Here is an 18023-nt window from a genome sequence, read left to right as displayed (position 1 = left end):
ATCAGCTACTGATCGATAACAACATCCGTTGCAGCATTTCATCGCAGCCTGTGAGTTGTTCCAGGCTGACAAACTCATCAGGCTTATGCCCTTGATCCATGCTGCCCGGCCCGCAAACCACCGTTGGGATACCTGCCGCGTTAAACAATCCGCCCTCTGTGCCGAACGCCACCGTACCGAACGCCCGGGAACCCGAGAATATGGCGATCAGCTCGGCAGCTTCGCTGTGAGCATCGGTGGCCAAACCGGGATACGCCGACAACTCACTGAAGTGGATAGCGCTCTGATCGCTGGCGGCGCGCATGCGGGGTAGCACCCGCTGCTCGGCGTAAATTTTCAGCTCTTGCACAACGGCGCTTGGGTCCTGCGAGGGCAGCGCACGGATTTCAAAATCAAAGCGGCAATCGGCGGGGACTATATTCAAGGCCTTGCCACCGGAGATGACGCCGGTTTGCACTGTGCTAAACGGCGGATCGAAACGGGCGTCATGCTGTTCCGGTGCTTTGAGTCTGTTGCCAATCTGACCGAGTTCGCCAATCAATTCTGCTGCGTATTCGATGGCATTCACCCCGCTGGGGGCGTATGCGGAATGGCACGCTTCACCGTGAACCTCGCAGCGCATAGCCAGTTTGCTTTTATGACCAAGCACCGGTTTGAGCTCAGTTGGCTCGCCAATGATGCAGAGCATCGGTTTGACAGGGCGCTGTTCAAGCGCTTTCAGCAGTGAGCGAACCCCAAGGCAGCCAACTTCTTCATCGTAGGAAAGCGCGATATGAACGGGTAGCCGAAGAGGGGCCTTGACCAGAGCCGGGACCAAGGCGAGTACGCAGGCGATGTAGCCTTTCATGTCCGCGGTGCCACGGCCATACAACTTGCCGTCCAGCTCAGTGAGCTGGAACGGTTCAAAGGTCCACGGCTGACCATCAACCGGTACCACGTCGGTGTGACCTGACAGCACGATACCCGGCCGGTCCGCCGGGCCGATGGTTGCAAACAGATTGGCCTTGTTGCGGGCGTCGTTATAGACCAGTTCACACGGCACATCGAAGCGTGCGAGGTAGTCGCGGACGAATTCGATGAGGTGCAGATTTGATTCGCGGCTTGTGGTGTCAAACGCTACCAATGTTTTCAGCAAATTGAGACTGTTGCTCATCGGTCGTCTCCGGCGACACCGTAGCCAGGGGATTTGTCAGGAGCCAGGGCGCGGTCGATGTAATCCTGTACCTGTGGACGATAGGCATCCCATAACTTTTCCAGCTCGGCGACTGGATCATGATCTGCCCAATCCACCCGCAGATTGATGATCGGCCAGGTCAGCTCGCCAACCACCACCATCGCCGCTGAGTGCACTGGCCCGGCTTCGCCTCCTGCCGCGATGGCCGTTTTCATCGCCGCCAACAAGCGGTCGGCCAGTTGGCCCTCGCCGTGTTCGAATGCCTCGACCATGGCTTCGATCACCGAACGGTTCGCCAGCATGTTACCGGCGGCCACGCACTGTTCGCCCGACACGGCATTGTGGTTGCCCAGTGTTTGCGAGCCGCTGAAGTGAGCTGTTCGGCCGAGATGGTCAATCGCCGTAATCTGTCGATATTGGCTATAGCCATTACGGGTTAGGGCTTTGTCCAGTGCCTCGGCAGGCATAAGACCTTGCTCCATGAGGGCAAGGACTTCGGGGCCAAGCGACGGCAGGGTGATGTTTTGTGTTGAAACTGCACCAACACCTGGCAGTAGCCAGGGGCAGCGTGCACCAACGGCGATACTGGACGAACTGATGGCAATACCCAGTTGGCCTGTTTCGGTACAACGACCGACGATTGAAAACGTCATGATGTGTCCTCCTGTTTATTCTGGAATGACAGCAATCACGTCGATTTCCATTAACCACTCCGGCTGCCCCAACCCTGAAATGACCAGCCCGGTGGAAATAGGGAACACGCCCTTGAGCCATTTCCCGACTTCCTGATACACAGGTTCCCGGTAGCGAGGGTCGATCAGATAGGTTGTGGTCTTGACGATGTGGCTCAGGTCGCTGCCTGCTTCCTCAAGCAGTTGCTTAACGTTTTTCATCGCCTGCTCGGCCTGCGCACGAGGGTCGCCTAGCCCCACGAGGTTGCCTTCAAAATCGGTGCCTATCTGACCGCGGACATAGACGGTATTGCCGGCCCGAACTGCTTGGCACAAGTCATTGTCCAGATTCTGGTTAGGGTAGGTTTCTTTGGTGTTGAACATGCGAATGCGGGTATGGGTTGGCTTGGACATCTGAAGCTCCTGGGGAAGAAAGGCAGAATCCGGCCCGGCGGTTCAACCGCCGATGCGGATTTTGAGCATCAAGCGCTTACGGTTGTTTTAGTGATGGCCGATGTGACAGATGCGGTTTTGCCGTCTTCTGCCTGGCGTTGAGCGAAATCTCGGTAAGCGAGGTAGCTACGCTGTTTAACAATGTGATCGGCAATGTGTTTCGCGTCGTGCCAAACACCCCAGATAAACGCGGAGCCACGACGCGATAGCCATGGCAAGCCAACGAAATAGATCCCCGGTTCACTGGATACGCCGCGCTGGTGCTGAGGCTTACCGGTTTCGGTGAAAGCGTTGACCTTCAGCCAGCTATAATCCACTGCATAACCGGTGGCCCAAATGATCGTAGTGACGCCAGCCTGGGCCAAATCAAGTTGCAAAATCGGATTGGTCAGGCAGTCCGGATCAGGGGGCAGGATGCGGGCCTCTGGTTCTGGTGGCAGGTCCAGGCCATTGCGAGCGATGTAGGCATCGGCTGCATCGAGCAGTGCCAGATAGTTCTCATCACCGCGAGCAATGTTGTCGGCAAGATTAGCTTGGAAATTCACCACGCCGTTGTTGAAGGATTGGGTCAGACCGACCAGCGTCATGCCCTGATTGGCCAGTTTGCGAAAGTCCACCGTATGACCGCCACGGGCACCGCTCACGGCAATCGTCACATGCTCCTTGCCTGGCTGGACACCCTCGGCATCCCACTCGCCGAGTACTCCTAGCCACCAGCAAAAATCGCGGTTGCGATAAGCCCGTGGAGGACGGTCATGTGCACCCACAGACAGATAAACCTGCTTTCCGGCACGCTGCAGCTCATCGGCAATCTGTACGCCAGACGATCCCGCTCCTACTACCAGTACAGCGCCTTCGGCCAATTGTTGCGGATTGCGGTACTCGGCTGAGTGGATCTGCGTGATGCCTTCATATTCCGCGGCTATCGGTGGGATTACCGGGCGCTGGAATGGTCCGGTGGCAACTACTACTTGTGTGGCTTCGATTACGCCATCAGAAGTTTCAATGGTAAAGCCTGGGCGGTTGGTATTACGCACTACCTGCTGCACCTCTATGCCGGTGCGGATAGGGGCGTTGAACTGCTTGGCATAGGCTTCGAAATAATCGGCAACCTGCTCTTTCGGTGCAAATGCGTCGGAGTCCAGATCTTTGAATTCCAGACCAGGAAAGCGATCGTGCCAGGCCGGGCCGTTGGCAACCAGCGAATCCCATCGTCCCGTACGCCAGGCCTCTGCAATGCGGCTGCGTTCCAGCACAAGGTGAGGCACGCCTTGTTTACTCAGGTGTTCACTCATGGCAACGCCAGCCTGACCGGCACCAATCACAAGTGTATCTATTATTATTTTATCAATGGTCATCTCTACACCCTTTAAAGCAGTTGTATTCAGGTCGGACATGGCTTGCCATCTCTTAGGGCAAGACTAGGGATCACCCTTGTATTGGTAAAATATTATTAAGCTGGTAATTGACGATAAATAACGGAGGTAGACCCTTTAAATCGCGCTCGCATCGTGGATCTGGATGAGGTGTAAAGAGGCGTTTTTTGGGCGGGTATCGGTGATACAGGAGGCATGTCCCGCATAGCCGATATGCGGAACCGAATCGTCAAATAGGGCTTACACTACGATCAACGCCTGGACGGGTTACTCAGCGGTACCACACGTCAAGGAGGCATCAATGTCAGGTACTCCCCTTTATCGCGGCATCATCCCGCCTTACATACTCAAGCACCTGATGGCCAACGGCAGCGCGCCACAACGTGCGAAAGCAGAGGTGACATTGCGTCATCTCAACAGCTTGCGGGGTAACCCGGGTCCGCCCAGATCCTCGACTGAACAGGCAGCTGTTGCCAGCGTCGGAGCAAAGGGCCAACTGCGGCGCAGCGTATATGATGCTCAAAACAGCACGCAGCTCCCTGGCAAGCGAGTGCGGGTGCAGGGACAGGCAGCAAGCGGTGATCTGGCCGTCGACGAGGCTTATGATGCACTTGGCGCGACCCATGATTTTTTCTGGCGTGTCTACGGCCGGGACTCCATCGACAACAGCGGCTTCGAACTGATCGGCACGGTGCACTACGACAAGGACTACCAGAACGCCTTCTGGAATGGCGAGCAAATGGTCTTTGGCGATGGTGACGGCGAGATCTTCGAGCGATTCACCCGCTCGCTGGACGTGGTTGCTCACGAGTTGACCCATGGTGTGGTCGAAAGTGAGGCGGGGCTGGTTTATGCACACCAGTCAGGCGCTTTGAACGAATCGATATCGGATGTATTTGGCGTACTCACCCAGCAGTACGTCAAGCAACAGGCCGCCGGGCAGGCTGACTGGCTGGTGGGCGCTGACTTGTTGACCGATAAGGTCAAGGGCGTTGCCCTGCGTTCGATGAAAAATCCCGGCACGGCTTATGATGACCCGGTGTTGGGCAAGGACCCACAACCGGCGCACATGACCGATTACATCCAGACTCAGGATGACAACGGTGGTGTGCATTTGAATTCCGGTATTCCCAATCGGGCGTTTTATCTGGCGTCAGTGGCCATCGGCGGATTTGCCTGGGAGCGTGCGGGGCAGGTCTGGTACGACACGCTGTGCGACAAACGACTGAGTAACGTTGCCGAGTTCAGTGATTTTGCCGCCTTGACTCTGACCAATGCGAAAAGCCGCTTTGGCTCCGAACCACAGGTAGTCGAAGCGATTGCCAAGGCCTGGCAACAGGTAGGCGTTCAACCGAGGCAGTGAACCCCATGAAAGAACTTCCTGAATTGGGCGATAACACAGTCGTACGCCTTTCTCGCCAGGGCGGGGTCGCCGCCATGCCGGGGCTGACCCGTCCGCGAGAAATAGAGTTTGCTCAATGCGACCCCCGACAGCGCACGCAGATCTGCTTGCTACTGTCGGACTGCATGCCCCTGGCTGCGGACACCAACAACGCCGGGCGCGGTGACGAGCGTTTTTATCAGATCGAATTGAATTACCGCATCGAGGACCGGGAAGAAAAACAGATTCTCAAAGTCCCTGAGCACAGCGCACCGAGTGAGTTGGTCCGGCTTTGGGACAAGGGAGAGGTGCCTTGATTTCTTGAGCTGCGCAGGCAGGGGTATTTCGGGGAATACGCCATTTGGCGTCTTGCAGACACAAGAAAGCCCGCACTAGGCGGGCTTCTTGTATTGTTTATGGACTTCAGAAGAAGTCTGTAAACAAGTGTTTGGTGGCTACACAGGGACTTGAACCCCGGACCCCAGCATTATGAATGCTATGCTCTAACCAACTGAGCTATGTAGCCAATGGCGCGCATTATTCCCGCGTAAGGGACATGTGTCAAGCAAATATCTTAAAGTTTTCTCTGTTCTATCAAACGCTTAAGGTTTTTCAGCCATTGCATGGCATTGTTACGCTCAAAAATGGCACATTGACCTACCTGCAGTGTGCATTCATCTGTTGTTCGGAAACTCTCATGGCCCTCAGTAACGCTCAAACAAATACAACCGCGTCTCCCGATGTCCCTCAATCCAGCCCGCTTGTCATGCGTATTATCGGCGCCGTGGCGCTGGCGCATTTGATCAATGACTTGATCCAGGCGGTACTGCCGTCGATCTACCCGATGCTCAAGGCCAAATATGACCTGACCTTCACTCAGATCGGCCTGATTACCCTGACGTTTCAACTCACCGCTTCGCTGTTGCAACCATGGGTGGGGTATTACACCGATCGTCATCCCAACCCGTTGTTGCTTCCGGCAGGGATGGTTTGCACCCTGGTGGGGATTCTGATGCTGTCTCAGGTGGGCAGCTTCCCGCTGATTTTGCTTGCCGCAGGGCTGGTAGGAATCGGGTCTTCAACGTTTCACCCGGAAGCTTCCCGGGTGGCAAGGCTTGCTTCGGGCGGGCGTTACGGCCTGGCGCAGTCAACCTTCCAGGTGGGCGGCAATGCGGGGTCGGCTTTTGGACCGTTGCTGGCAGCGGCGATCATCATTCCTTTTGGTCAGGGCAATGTGGCCTGGTTCGGACTGTTTGCGCTGTTCGCAGTAGGGCTGCTTTACGTCATCAGCCGCTGGTATCGCAACCACTTGAACCTGTTCAAGCTCAAGGCCGGGCAGAAAGCGACCCATGGCCTTTCACGCCAGCGGGTGCTGAGTGCGCTGGTGGTGCTGGGTTTACTGGTGTTTTCAAAGTATTTCTACATGGCGAGCCTGACCAGTTATTACACCTTCTTCCTGATTGAGAAGTTCGATGTCTCAATCGAGACTTCACAGCTGTATCTGTTCCTGTTCCTGGGCGCTGTCGCAGCCGGCACGTTTTTCGGCGGACCGATTGGCGATCGTATAGGCCGCAAGGCGGTGATCTGGTTCTCGATTCTGGGCGTGGCGCCGTTTACCTTGCTGCTGCCTTATGTCGATCTGTTCTGGACCAGTGTGCTCAGTGTCATTATCGGCTTCATCCTGGCCTCGGCGTTCTCGGCGATTGTGGTCTACGCCCAGGAATTGGTGCCGGGTAATGTGGGGATGATCGCCGGGATCTTCTTCGGGCTGATGTTCGGCTTCGGCGGGATTGGCGCGGCCTTGCTCGGCCACTTGGCGGATATTCATGGCATTGAATATGTGTACAGCCTGTGCTCGTACCTGCCGCTGTTCGGTGTGCTGGCCATCTTGTTGCCGCGTACGAAAAAAATATAAACCGGGTGCAAGGCAATCCCTGGCCTTAAGCACGTTCCTTCAACCATGGACTTCCTTTTACCGGTGTCTGTGGTTGGAGGCCCCTCTCATCCGGCCATCGGCCTTACGAACAGGTTTCGATCCTGAGCTTTTCACGGGCACGTGAGAGCCGTGAGCGCACCGTGCCGATGGGGACTTCGAGGGCGCAGGCGGTATCGCGATAGTTGCCGTCGGTTTCCAGTGACGCGTACACCGTCTTGCGCATTTCTGCTGGCAGTTGGTTGATGGCAATGAGGGTGCGTTCAAGCCGTTGATTGATTTCGAACTGTCCCCCCGGATCAGTACCGAAGTCTTGTCCGTGGGACAGCAGTTCATCGAACTCGCAGTGCACCGGCTTTGCGTACACGCGGCGAAAGTGACTGCGGATCAGGTTTTGAGCAATGCCGCACATCCAGGTACTGAGACTTGCCTGGCCGCTGAAGCGATCTCTGTTGCGCCAGGCTTCAAGGCAGGTCAACTGCAAAATATCGTCCGCATCCTCGGGGTTAAGAACCCGCTTGTGAATAAACATCCTCAGTTTTTTCTGGAGTTCGGTGGACAGCTCGAGGAGGTGTTTGCGAGAGGCCAGCGAGGTTTTTATTGAAGTGTGGTCAGTGCGATCCATTACTTGTCCTCAGGTATGCGCTATCGAAAGGGTTCGATGAGGACGTCCTAAGCATCGCCTGTGCCAATCCAGATTCTTTTATATCTTATTGATTTATATGCAAATTATTTTTTTGCTGGCGGTAGGGTGTGCCAGTGTTTGCATAACGGTGGCTGTGCTTGCGCCAACTTTTTCAAGCTGTCATGCATTGAACTGCCCGGGAACTGTTTGCCTGTGACTGACCACACAGGTCAGCGAAACATCCTTGAGCGGTAGCCCCATGAAAGTTGACGTGAGAAACGATGCTGCGCAGGCACTGGGCCGATCAGGCTCCTCATCCGTTGTGCCTGTACCGACGCAGCAAGCATCGCAGCAAAATGCCGTCGAAGAAGTCGGCATGCTGTTCAGTCAACAGGTTGAAGGCAGCAACAAAGCCCTGTCTCAGCGAACACGTCGAGCGTCGGCTACAGATGTGCGGGTGCAGAAAATCCAGCGCATCAGGCAGATGGCCGAGCTGTATGAGCATCTGGGGCATCCCGCCCAGATCAGCCTTGGGCAGTTGTCCAGATGTGTCCGCCAGGAGCTCCTGTCAAAGCCCGATGTCGAGCGTTTGCTGGCATTGACCGGCGGTGATCCGACACGGACCCACGTGGTATTGCAGCATGTGATTGCCCTGGCCCAGGCCGAGGGCCGTGAGCATGAAGCCGGTCTGGCGCTGGATTTACAGGTGCAGGTTCACACGCACTATGCCCTGCAGATCCAGGCCGGTCTCAACACCGTCCAGGCGTTGAAACAGGCGAGGGGCGATCCCGCCCAACGCCAGGCAGTCCGCGAGGCGTACTACGCCAATGTGCTGGGTGAGCAATCGGTGGCGAACATTTTGCAGGCATTGCTCGACGTATTCGCGGAAGATGACCTCGTTGCCGGGGTGCGCATGATGTGCCGGGCCCTGGCTGATGACATGGCCGCCCAGCGGCCATCGCAGCCGACCAACAGGCTGCACACGTTATTGCTCGGGCTACAGGGATGCCGTCAGCTAAGCAGTGTGCTGAACAGTTGCCGCCTGTTCATTCAGTGCTCGTTGTCCTGGCAACCGCAGGCCGGGCACACGGCCGTCAGCCTGCTGCAGCGTTTGCTCGGCTACGCGCACTCAGGCATTGACCGGAATGAAGTCCAGTGCCTGGGCCGGGAGCTGGGCGGGGATCACCCAAACCGCCAATTGAGTGCACTGAACCGAATTCATTCAGTGCTTCAAAGCCTTCCGCTTGCGCTGTGGCACGATGACTCGCGACGTCAGGACACCTTGCAGGTGTTCTTGTTATTGATGGGACAGCGCACTCATGACGAAGGCCGGGTCGGGCCAGCGGGCGGCCGGGCCCGAGATACGCAATGACAGGCGTGCAATGGTTCAATAAAGCCCTTTCAAGCATGGCCAAAGGCGGTGAAATGCTGGGCGCCGGAATTGTTCTGGGGATGGTTTTCATCTTTATTGTTCCGCTGCCGACCTGGCTGATCGATGTGCTCATCGCGATCAATATCTGTATTTCCTGCTTGCTGATTGTCCTGGCGTTTTACCTGCCTACCCCCTTGGCGTTTTCTTCTTTCCCTTCACTCTTGCTATTGACCACCCTGTTTCGTCTGGCGCTGTCGATTGCGACAACGCGCCTGATTTTGTTGGAGCAGGACGCAGGCCACATCGTCGAGGCTTTCGGAAACTTTGTCGTAGGGGGGAATCTAGCGGTCGGGCTGGTGATGTTTCTGATCATCACGATCGTCAACTTCCTGGTGATCACCAAGGGCTCGGAGCGCGTGGCCGAGGTTTCGGCACGTTTCAGCCTGGACGCGATGCCGGGCAAGCAAATGTCCATCGACAGTGATTTGCGTGCCGGATTGATCGACGGCAATCAGGCGCGTCACAAGCGCGACCAACTGTCCCGGGAAAGCCAGCTGTTCGGTGCAATGGATGGCGCCATGAAATTCGTCAAGGGTGATGCCATTGCCGGCCTGGTCATCGTGGTGATCAACCTGTTGGGCGGTTTCTCCACGGGCATGCTGCAGCATGGAATGAGTGCAGCGGATGCCATCGAGTTGTATGCGGTCCTGACCATTGGTGATGGCCTGATCGCGCAGATCCCGGCCCTGCTGGTGTCGTTGACCTCGGGAATGATCATTACCCGTGTGGCGCCTGATGATCAATGTGCGCGCAGCAGCATCGGCAACCAGATTGCGCAGCAGATCACCCGAGAACCCAAAAGCTGGATGATTGCTGCAGTGGGTATGGGGGGGGTTTCGGTATTGCCGGGCATGCCGACGCTGGTGTTTGGGGTGATCGGGCTGGGGAGCTTCTTACTGGGGTTTTTCCTGTGGTGGCAGCGCAAGCCCGAAGTGCCGGTCACTTGCGATATGCCGCAGGTCGCCGCCGAAGACAATGGCCAGGACGACTTGAGAAGTTTCGACCCTTCACGCGCCTATGTGCTGCAGTTTTCGGACGCCCAACAGCATCAGGCCCGCACCGCTCAACTGATTCACGCGATTCGCCAGGCACGTAACCGCATTGTCACGGCAGTCGGCATTACGCTGCCCCCCTTTGAAATCGAGTACAACGCCACGCTGGCTGCGGATGAATTCCGCTTTTGTGTGCACGAAGCTCCGCTGCTCAAGGCAACCTTTGGCGATCGGGTCGCCGTCCTGCGGGGCAGCTTGTCGAACGAGCCCACGGATGCGCTCAACGGCAGTGAGCAACGTGATGAACAGGACTGGCTATGGCTGCAGCCGGATGATCCGCTGCCTGCCAGTGAGGAGGTTGAAACCTACAGTGCCCACTGCCTGATCCTTGAGCGCATGCGCCGGGCGATGATGATCAGCGGGCCGCAGTTTTTAGGCATTCAGGAGAGCAAATCGATTCTCTCCTGGCTGGAGCAGAGTCAACCGGAACTGGTTCAGGAACTGCAGCGGATTATGCCGCTTTCGCGTTTTGCGGCCGTGTTGCAGCGTTTGGCCGGGGAGGGCGTACCGCTGCGTGCCGTACGCTTGATTGTCGAGGCGCTGACAGAGCACGGGCAGCATGAGCGTGAAGTTTCGGCGCTGGTGGACTACGCGCGCATCGCCCTGAAGTCGCAAATTTACCACCTGTACAGCGAACCGGACGGGCTGCATGCCTGGCTGCTTTCGCCGCAGACAGAAAACATCTTTCGTGAGGCGTTGCGTCAAACCCAGACTGGCGTGTTCTTTGCCTTGGACAGTGATCACAGCACGCTGCTTGTGGCGTTGCTCAAGGACGCGTTTGCACCGCGCTTGTCCGAAAAACGGGTGTTGCTGGTTGCACACGATTTGCGCAGCCCGCTGCGTACGCTATTGATCGACGAGTTCAACCATGTGCCGGTTTTGTCATTTGCCGAGTTGCTGGGCTCGGCGAAGGTGAAAGTGCTTGGCCGCTTTGATCTGGACCACGAAAGTTTGATTCATGAGGCTGCCTTTTGAACGTTCAGGCCGGCAACTTCGTGATGGTTGAATTGCGTGTCCTCAGCGGTTTGCATCAGGGGGCGGCATTGCCTCTGGTGGGAGAGCGCTGGGGGATCGGCGCTCATGAAGACGCCGATCTGGCGTTATACGATCCGGGTATTGAACCCCGTCATGCCGAATTGCAATGCATCGAGGGCAAGTGGCGGGTACAGGCCCTGGAAGGACTCGTACAGGACGACGCTGGGAATGCCGCCGCGCAGATTGCAGACCTGCTACCCGGCGCTGAATTTGCCATAAGCGGTATACGGCTATGCGTGATCAACGCTGACTGTCCCTGGCCGGAGGCGCCGGTCGATACGCCTTCTGCGCGAGCAGCGGTGGCGGTCGATGATCTGAGCACGGTCGACAGACCGCGATGGAAAAAACCACTGATGGGCGTATTGACGGTGCTGGCCCTGGCGTTCACCGGCCTGGCCTGCTGGCCGGTGAGTGAGGCCCCTGCAACCCTGGAGTCCCCGGTAATCGATGGCAAATCCCGGCTGGAGACCTCCCATGAGGTACAGCAGCAATTACTCAGAATGCTGAGTGAACGTGAATTGGCCAGCGTCATCAGGCTGGAGCTGGCCAATCATCAAGTGACGCTGAGGGGGGACGTCTTGAGAGTGCAATTACCACTGGTTTCACGGATGCTCGATCGCTTTCAGACGCAATTCGACACGCCGGTAAAGGTCATCAACAGGGTGCAGGAAATCAGCCCGGACCTGCCATTCAAAATCGTTCAGATCATCGGCGGTAAAAAAGCCCATGTGGTCCTTGCAGGCGGTCGTCGCATGTTTTTCGGTGATGAAGTGGAGGGGCTGCGTCTGACCTTTATCGATAATCACCGGCTGTTGTTTGAAGGCAAGCGGCATTATGAGGTGCGCTGGTGAGTATCGAGCAGCGGCTGGAGGTCTGGCATCGGCGGCAGTCGGCAGTGTTGGCCGGCTATTCGCCGGTGGTGTTGTACGGACGAGTGCAGCGGGTCAGCGGCACGTTGTTGCAATGCCGCTTGGCTCAGGCGCGGATCGGCGACCTGTACGAGGTCGAGACGTCAGATCAGGCATGGATACTGGCCGAAATCATCGGTTTTGATCAGCAGGACGCCATGCTCAGTGCGCTGGGCAACCTGCAAGGTATTCGCGCGGGAGCGGCCGTCAAACGCCTGGGCGGGGCGCACCGGCTTCGCGTGGGCAACGATTTATTGGGGCAGGTGCTTGACGGGTTCGGCCGGTCGCTTCACGACAGTGGAGCGGGCGCCTTTGCCAGATTGTCGAGTGACGCGGGGCATGCCGTGATGTGCGACGGGCCTTTACCGACCGACCGACCGCGTATAAGCCGTGCATTGTCCACCGGGATACGGGCTATCGATGGCGTGATGACGCTGGGTGAAGGGCAGCGTATGGGGCTGTTTGCGGGAGCGGGGTGCGGCAAGACCACCTTGCTGGCGGAGATTGCCCGGAACGTCGAGTGCGATGTCATTGTCTTTGGCCTGATCGGTGAACGTGGTCGTGAGCTGCGGGAATTTCTCGACCATGAACTGGATGAAACGCTGCGTTCAAAAGCGGTTCTGGTGTGTGCGACGGCTGACCGTTCAAGTATGGAGCGCGCGCGTGCAGCCTTCACCGCGACGGCATTGGCCGAAGGCTTTCGAGACAAGGGGCAGCGGGTTTTATTGCTGATCGATTCCCTGACGCGTTTTGCCCGGGCCCAGCGTGAAATTGGCCTGGCCGCTGGCGAGCCGCTGGGGCGCGGCGGCTTGCCCCCGTCGGTCTATAGCCTGTTACCACGCTTGGTGGAACGCGCAGGGCTGACTTGCAACGGCGTCATCACGGCGATTTATAGCGTGCTGATCGAGCAGGACACCATGAACGATCCGGTGGCGGATGAGGTTCGATCCTTGCTGGACGGGCATATCGTGCTTTCGCGAGCGCTGGCGGAGCGCGGACATTTTCCGGCGATTGATGTGCTGGGCAGTTTGTCCCGGGTGATGAGCAATGTGGCAGAGCCGGGGCATGTTCTGAGCGGGGCGTCCTTGAGGCGGTTGCTGTCGGCCCATCAGCAGATCGAACTGATGCTCAAGTTGGGGGAGTACCAGGCGGGCAATGATGCCCTGACCGATAGGGCGGTCGAAAGTCGTCAGAGCGTTGAGGTTTTTCTGCGACAGGATTTGCGTGACCCCAGCCCTTTCTCGGCAACCCTTGATCAACTGAGGGCGCTGACCGCTTATGTGCCCTTTTGAGTGTGAGGCTTTACAGCAACTGCGCCTGTACCGCGCCCAAAAGGCTGAACGTGCGGTGCAGGCTGCGCGCAGGGCGCAACGGGCAGTGGAGAGTGAGGTCGAGCAGGCTCGCATAGCGGTCGAGCAAGCCCGTCAGCATGAAGAACAGAGCCGAACGGCCCTGCTGGATGAACACCAGGGGCAGGTACTGTCACCCCGTGCCCTTATGCGCTGGAACGAAGCAGAGCGCACGTTGACCGCCGCAACAGCCCGGGAAGCCGAGCAACTGCAGGGGCTGATCGAGCAACGGCGCGAGCAAGGCGCACAACTTGAGCGCGCTCGCGAACGGGCCGCGGAGTGCTTGCGTCAGGTAGAAAAAATTCGCGTGCTGGCGGAGAAGTCCCTGTGACCTTGCCTCCAGAGCGGATCCCGCCCCGTGTGCCATCGCGTGATGCTTACTGCGCGCCCTGGCCTGCTGTGGTTAACCCAGGAGCATCTGTCTCGGACCGCACGCTGTTTATCAACCTGCTGCGTGGCGGTGAAAGCAATGCGCCGGCTACGGGCTTGAGTGTCGTGCCCGGTGGCGATGCGCAACTGATCAAGGCCTTGTCCGAGCCGCTGTTATCCCGCGCAGGAGGAAGCGGCCCTTGGCCCCTGCAGTTTGTCATTGACCTGGTGCGTCGCGGTCGGATCAAGGTCAGTGCAGGGTATGAGCGCGGAGTCTGGAATATCGCCCTGCAGCCCGAGCTAGCCTGCACGGGGCGCTGGCTCACGACTCAGCAGTCATGCTGTCAGGAGCGTCTGGCGCGCAGGCTGGGGCAACCCGTGCGGGTGTCATTACAGCGGGGGGGCGCTCAATGACTCCCTGCGCCATCACCTTCCCGCGCCTGGATCGCCAGGCGGTCGCGGCTTATCGGCGACTGGGGCGTGGCCTGCGCTTGGAGTTTCAGGTTGGCGACGAACCGGGCGAGCTACTGCTTGAGCCGGGGCGGGGGCCAACGTCAGGAGGGGTGGCGCTTTCTTTGGAAAGCCGGTGTGCGGTCATAACGTTGAGTCATGCGGACGCCATTCTCAGCCTGTTTGGCGAGTGCCCGGTGACCCTGGCCGACTCGGGAAACGATCCGGAGTCGTGGTTCTGGACGCTTTTTCAGCAGTGCATGAGCCCGCAATTAATGAGCCTGTTTGGTTATCTGCAACCGTTGGCAGACGTTCGGCAAGGCACCTTTGAATGCCGGATTAGCGTGGTGCGGGGGGCGTCGCGCTGTGTAGGCCGAATGGTCATGTCTGCCGAGGGGTTGCTGGCGCTGTATGACGCGGGGCCGTGGCAACCGCTCAAGGTCCCGCTGCCTGGCCCGTTTCCGGTATCGATTCCGCTGGTGCTTGGCTATGTGCAGTTGGGTATCGGGCAGTTGCGTGCGGTTCACGCGGGCGACGTTCTGTTGCCGGAGCGCCTGCAGTTCAACGGCGAAGGGCTGGGTTCGTTAAACGTGGGGCGGCTCAGGCTGGACGTGCGTATTGATGATGAAGACAGGCTCAGGCGCCTGAGGGTTTGTTCTGTTGAGGAAGTGGCTATGGATGATGTTCTTTTCGCCAGCTCCGATGCCGGGGCGCTGGATGAGTCGCTGCGTGCGCTTGAACCTGACGAGCCGTTCGAGCAATTGTCAGTGGCACTCAGTGTGCGTTGCGGAACCCTCAACTTGAGTTTGGGCGAGCTCAGGCAATTGGCGCCGGGCGTTGTGCTGAATGTCGAGGGTTACGGCGCGGGCATGGCCGGGCTTTATTATGGAGATCGGCCTATCGGTCAGGGTCAACTGGTGGAGGTCGATGGTTGCCTCGGCTTGCAACTGTCCCGCATCACTTTCTCGCGATGACCGTTCAGGGGGTTGATCCCCTTTTACTGGCATTGTTTCTCGGCGGTTTATCGTTGATGCCGATGTTGCTGGTGGTGTGTACGGCATTCTTGAAAATCTGCATCGTCCTGATGATTACCCGTAACGCCATTGGTGTGCAGCAAGTGCCTCCAAGCATTGCGCTGTATGGCATCGCACTGGCCGCGACATTGTTTGTGATGGCCCCGGTGGGTTATGAAATCTCTGAAAACCTCAAGCAGTCGCCGATCGACCTCAGTAGCGTGCAGGCCTTGCAAGACAGCGGCCTGCAGGCCTTGCAACCCTTGCGGGCCTTTATGCTGCGCAATACGGCACCTGATGTACTGACCCACCTGCTGGATAACACTGCGCGCCTGTGGCCTGCGCACATGGCGCAACACGTTGATCGCGATGATCTGATCCTGCTGGTGCCGGCCTTTGTGTTGTCACAGTTGCAGGCGGGTTTCGAGATCGGGTTTCTGATCTATATCCCGTTCATTGTCATTGACCTGATTGTGTCGAATCTGCTGCTGGCCCTCGGGATGCAAATGGTGTCGCCCATGACAATCTCATTGCCCCTCAAGTTGCTGCTGTTTGTACTGGTGTCGGGGTGGACGCGTCTGCTCGACAGTCTTTTCCTGTCTTACGTGTGAGGCCCCTATGGAGCCTATTCTGCTGTTTAAACAGGGCATGCTGCTGGTGGTGGTGCTGTCTGCGCCACCGCTGATCGTGGCGGTGGTTGTCGGTGTACTGACCTCACTGGTCCAGGCATTGATGCAGATTCAGGATCAGACTTTACCCTTCGGTATCAAGCTGGTGGCAGTGGGGATCACGCTGGCGTTAACCGGGCACTGGGTCGGGGTTGAGTTGATGCAATTGACCCAACTGACCTTCGACATGGCTGCGCGTTCTGCGCTCTAAAGGGGGGCCGGACATGACGTTACCTGCTTCGTACCTTGAGTTCCTGCCCAGTATTGCCATTGCGATGGCTCGCCTTTATCCGTGCTTTTACCTGATCCCGGCTTTTTGTTTCCAGCATGTGCGCGGGATGCCCCGTCACGTCATCGTCTTTTCATTGGCGTTGATGCCCGCGCCAGGCATTTATCACAGCCTTTCGGGGCTTGAATTGAGCGGGTTGGCATTGTGCGGGCTGATCCTTAAAGAAGCAGTTTTGGGTGTGCTTCTGGGGGTATTGCTGTCCATGCCTTTCTGGCTGTTCGAGTCCGTCGGTGCCTTGCTGGACAATCAGCGCGGGGCGTTGATTGGCGGGCAACTCAATCCCTCGCTGGGGTCGGATGCGACGCCGATCGGGCATTTGTTCCAGCAACTGAGTGTGTTTTTGCTGATCGTTACCCTCGGCCTGGGCAGCCTGACTCAAGTGATCTGGGACAGTTACCTGATATGGCCGCCCACGGTCTGGTTGCCGACTCTGGCGAGCGGAGGGTATGCGCTGTTCATCGAGCTGCTGGGCGATACCTTTACTCACATGGTGCTTTACGCCGCGCCGTTCATTGCATTGTTGCTGATGGTGGAATTCGCGATTGCCTTGTTGAGCCTCTATAGCCCCCAGCTACAGGTATTCGTGTTGTCGATGCCGGCCAAAAGCCTGGCCGGGCTGTGCTTCCTGTTGCTTTACCTGCCGCAGCTGGAGGACTTGATAGTCGGGCGTCTCGGGGGGCTGGTGGATCTGAAGCATTCTCTCGCGCAGTTCTTCAAGGCCCCGGCGCCATGAGCGATAGCGGTGAAAAAAAGTTTGCGGCGAGCCCTAAAAAGCTGCGGGACCAGCGCAGCAAAGGGCAGGTGGCGCAGAGCCAGGACGTTGGTAAGTTGCTGGTGCTGACGTTGTTGAGCGAAATGGCTCTGGCCTCGGCCCAGGGCAGCCTGCAGCGTCTTCAGCAATTGTTGATGTTGCCCGTGACACTGATGGGCCAACCTTTCGCGCGAGCCTTTCAAGAGGTCGCTGTTGAGGCGGGACAGGTGTTGCTGAGTTTTACGTTGTTGATGACCTGTGGCGCGATTGCGATGAAGTTGCTTGGCAGTTGGTTGCAGTTTGGTTTCCTGCTTGCCCCGCAAACCCTCACGCCGGACTTCAATCGGCTCAATCCGATCAACCAGGTCCGGCAGATGTTTTCGGGCCAGTCATTGATGAACATGCTCATGGGGCTGATCAAGGCTCTGCTGATAGGCTGGATGTTGTACCGGGTGATCAGCCCGTCCCTGGGGGGATTGGTGGGATGGGTCCACGGCAGTTTGCCGGGATACATCGACGCATTGACAGCTCTGTTCCAGCACTTGTTACGAACGTGCCTGGCCCTGCTGTTCGTAATTGCCCTGATCGACCTGGCGTTGCAACGGTATTTCTTTGCCAGACGCATGCGCATGTCATATGTCGATGTGATCAAGGAGTACAAGGACATCGAAGGTGATCCACACGTCAAAATGATGCGCCGGGGGCTCGCTCAAGAACAGGCTCAAGAGGCCTCATCGGCCCGGCAACCGCCGCTGGAGGAAGCGGACATGCTGCTGATCAACCCCACACATATCGCCGTCGCACTGTATTACCGCCCACCCCAGACGCCCTTGCCGGTGTTGCTCGATAAAGCTGAAGGTGCTCAAGCGCGTCAAATGATTATCAGGGCCAAGGCCGCCGACGTGCCCGTCATCCAGTGTGTATGGCTGGCTCGCACCTTGTATCGTGAGCAGGCCGGTCATTGCATTGGTCGCGACACCTTGCAGGCGGTGGCCATGATTTATCGCACACTGCGCGAGCTGGACGATGACGCGCGGCGTGAAACCCTGACACTGCCGGAACTGGACATGCGTTGATCGACAGTGATGGAACCG

The 18023-nt window shown here is 57.8% G+C and carries 19 protein-coding genes and 1 tRNA gene; 14 read left to right on the top strand and 6 right to left on the bottom strand.

The genetic code is table 11. The annotated features are described in order from the left end of the window. Window position 1: 1 nt before the first annotated feature. The 4 genes from argE to DQN55_RS18395 form a co-directional block, all read right to left on the bottom strand. Complete coding sequence (gene argE, locus DQN55_RS18410) at window positions 2–1153, bottom strand: acetylornithine deacetylase (RefSeq protein WP_048378495.1); 1152 nt, start codon at window positions 1151–1153, stop codon at window positions 2–4. Then, complete coding sequence (locus tag DQN55_RS18405; protein ID WP_048378496.1) at window positions 1150–1827, bottom strand: DUF1028 domain-containing protein; 678 nt, start codon at window positions 1825–1827, stop codon at window positions 1150–1152. Before DQN55_RS18405 ends, argE begins: the two co-directional genes overlap by 4 nt. Window positions 1828–1842: 15 nt before the next feature. Continuing rightward, window positions 1843–2259 carry a RidA family protein gene (locus DQN55_RS18400; RefSeq protein ID WP_048378497.1) on the bottom strand — a complete coding sequence of 139 codons (417 nt, stop codon included), beginning with the start codon at window positions 2257–2259 and terminating at the stop codon, window positions 1843–1845. 68 nt (window positions 2260–2327) lie between these two features. Further along, window positions 2328–3695: a flavin-containing monooxygenase gene (locus DQN55_RS18395; protein ID WP_088500006.1), complete on the bottom strand. Its 1368-nt coding sequence runs from the start codon at window positions 3693–3695 to the stop codon at window positions 2328–2330. A gap of 280 nt (window positions 3696–3975) precedes the next feature. Between DQN55_RS18395 and DQN55_RS18390 the strand changes: the two genes are divergently transcribed. Both DQN55_RS18390 and DQN55_RS18385 read left to right on the top strand, forming a co-directional pair. Beyond that, window positions 3976–5037, top strand: a complete 1062-nt coding sequence (locus tag DQN55_RS18390; RefSeq protein WP_048378499.1) for a M4 family metallopeptidase — start codon at window positions 3976–3978, stop codon at window positions 5035–5037. A 5-nt stretch (window positions 5038–5042) separates the two neighbouring features. After that, window positions 5043–5372 carry a protealysin inhibitor emfourin gene (locus tag DQN55_RS18385; RefSeq protein ID WP_048378500.1) on the top strand — a complete coding sequence of 110 codons (330 nt, stop codon included), beginning with the start codon at window positions 5043–5045 and terminating at the stop codon, window positions 5370–5372. Between the two features lie 132 nt (window positions 5373–5504). Here the strand turns inward: DQN55_RS18385 and DQN55_RS18380 are convergent. Beyond that, a tRNA-Met gene (locus tag DQN55_RS18380) sits at window positions 5505–5581 on the bottom strand. A 171-nt stretch (window positions 5582–5752) separates the two neighbouring features. On the opposite strand from DQN55_RS18380, the gene DQN55_RS18375 reads away from it, so the two are divergent. Then, window positions 5753–6970, top strand: a complete 1218-nt coding sequence (locus tag DQN55_RS18375) for an MFS transporter (RefSeq protein ID WP_048378501.1) — start codon at window positions 5753–5755, stop codon at window positions 6968–6970. A 103-nt stretch (window positions 6971–7073) separates the two neighbouring features. Here the strand turns inward: DQN55_RS18375 and DQN55_RS18370 are convergent, their stop codons facing one another. Further along, window positions 7074–7520 carry an RNA polymerase sigma factor gene (locus DQN55_RS18370; protein ID WP_408634600.1) on the bottom strand — a complete coding sequence of 149 codons (447 nt, stop codon included), beginning with the start codon at window positions 7518–7520 and terminating at the stop codon, window positions 7074–7076. Window positions 7521–7872: 352 nt separating this feature from the next. Between DQN55_RS18370 and DQN55_RS18365 the strand changes: the two genes are divergently transcribed. The 11 genes from DQN55_RS18365 to sctU are packed head-to-tail and all read left to right on the top strand — an operon-like array spanning window position 7873 to window position 18005. Next, window positions 7873–8985 (top strand): TyeA family type III secretion system gatekeeper subunit, encoded by a 1113-nt coding sequence (locus tag DQN55_RS18365; RefSeq protein ID WP_048378503.1) that lies wholly within the window; start codon window positions 7873–7875, stop codon window positions 8983–8985. Further along, entirely contained in the window at window positions 8982–11072 is a 2091-nt protein-coding gene (gene sctV, locus DQN55_RS18360; RefSeq protein ID WP_048378504.1) for a type III secretion system export apparatus subunit SctV, read from the top strand. The genes DQN55_RS18365 and sctV overlap by 4 nt, the downstream gene beginning before the upstream one ends. Further along, entirely contained in the window at window positions 11069–11983 is a 915-nt protein-coding gene (locus DQN55_RS18355) for an FHA domain-containing protein (RefSeq protein ID WP_328587159.1), read from the top strand. The genes sctV and DQN55_RS18355 overlap by 4 nt, the downstream gene beginning before the upstream one ends. Next, window positions 11980–13332, top strand: coding sequence for a FliI/YscN family ATPase (locus tag DQN55_RS18350; RefSeq protein WP_269460143.1), 1353 nt, complete (start codon window positions 11980–11982; stop codon window positions 13330–13332). The genes DQN55_RS18355 and DQN55_RS18350 overlap by 4 nt, the downstream gene beginning before the upstream one ends. Continuing rightward, window positions 13319–13720 (top strand): hypothetical protein, encoded by a 402-nt coding sequence (locus DQN55_RS18345; protein ID WP_048378506.1) that lies wholly within the window; start codon window positions 13319–13321, stop codon window positions 13718–13720. Before DQN55_RS18350 ends, DQN55_RS18345 begins: the two co-directional genes overlap by 14 nt. After that, window positions 13717–14172, top strand: coding sequence for a type III secretion system HrpP C-terminal domain-containing protein (locus DQN55_RS18340; RefSeq protein ID WP_053070888.1), 456 nt, complete (start codon window positions 13717–13719; stop codon window positions 14170–14172). The genes DQN55_RS18345 and DQN55_RS18340 overlap by 4 nt, the downstream gene beginning before the upstream one ends. Continuing rightward, window positions 14169–15182 carry a FliM/FliN family flagellar motor switch protein gene (locus DQN55_RS18335; RefSeq protein ID WP_048378507.1) on the top strand — a complete coding sequence of 338 codons (1014 nt, stop codon included), beginning with the start codon at window positions 14169–14171 and terminating at the stop codon, window positions 15180–15182. The genes DQN55_RS18340 and DQN55_RS18335 overlap by 4 nt, the downstream gene beginning before the upstream one ends. Continuing rightward, the gene (gene sctR / locus DQN55_RS18330; protein WP_048378508.1) at window positions 15179–15832 is read left to right on the top strand and encodes a type III secretion system export apparatus subunit SctR; all 654 of its coding nucleotides are present in this window, start codon (window positions 15179–15181) and stop codon (window positions 15830–15832) included. Before DQN55_RS18335 ends, sctR begins: the two co-directional genes overlap by 4 nt. A gap of 7 nt (window positions 15833–15839) precedes the next feature. Then, on the top strand, window positions 15840–16100 hold the full coding sequence (gene sctS / locus DQN55_RS18325) for a type III secretion system export apparatus subunit SctS (RefSeq protein WP_048352628.1): 261 nt from the start codon (window positions 15840–15842) through the stop codon (window positions 16098–16100). Between the two features lie 13 nt (window positions 16101–16113). Then, window positions 16114–16911 carry a type III secretion system export apparatus subunit SctT gene (sctT, locus tag DQN55_RS18320; protein WP_048378509.1) on the top strand — a complete coding sequence of 266 codons (798 nt, stop codon included), beginning with the start codon at window positions 16114–16116 and terminating at the stop codon, window positions 16909–16911. Then, window positions 16908–18005, top strand: coding sequence for a type III secretion system export apparatus subunit SctU (gene sctU / locus DQN55_RS18315; RefSeq protein ID WP_048378510.1), 1098 nt, complete (start codon window positions 16908–16910; stop codon window positions 18003–18005). The genes sctT and sctU overlap by 4 nt, the downstream gene beginning before the upstream one ends. Window positions 18006–18023: the final 18 nt, after the last annotated feature.

The sequence above is a fragment of the Pseudomonas taetrolens genome (genome assembly GCF_900475285.1).
GTDB classification, from domain to species: Bacteria; Pseudomonadota; Gammaproteobacteria; order Pseudomonadales; family Pseudomonadaceae; genus Aquipseudomonas; species Aquipseudomonas taetrolens.
This window is presented reverse-complemented; position numbering and strand designations above follow the sequence as displayed.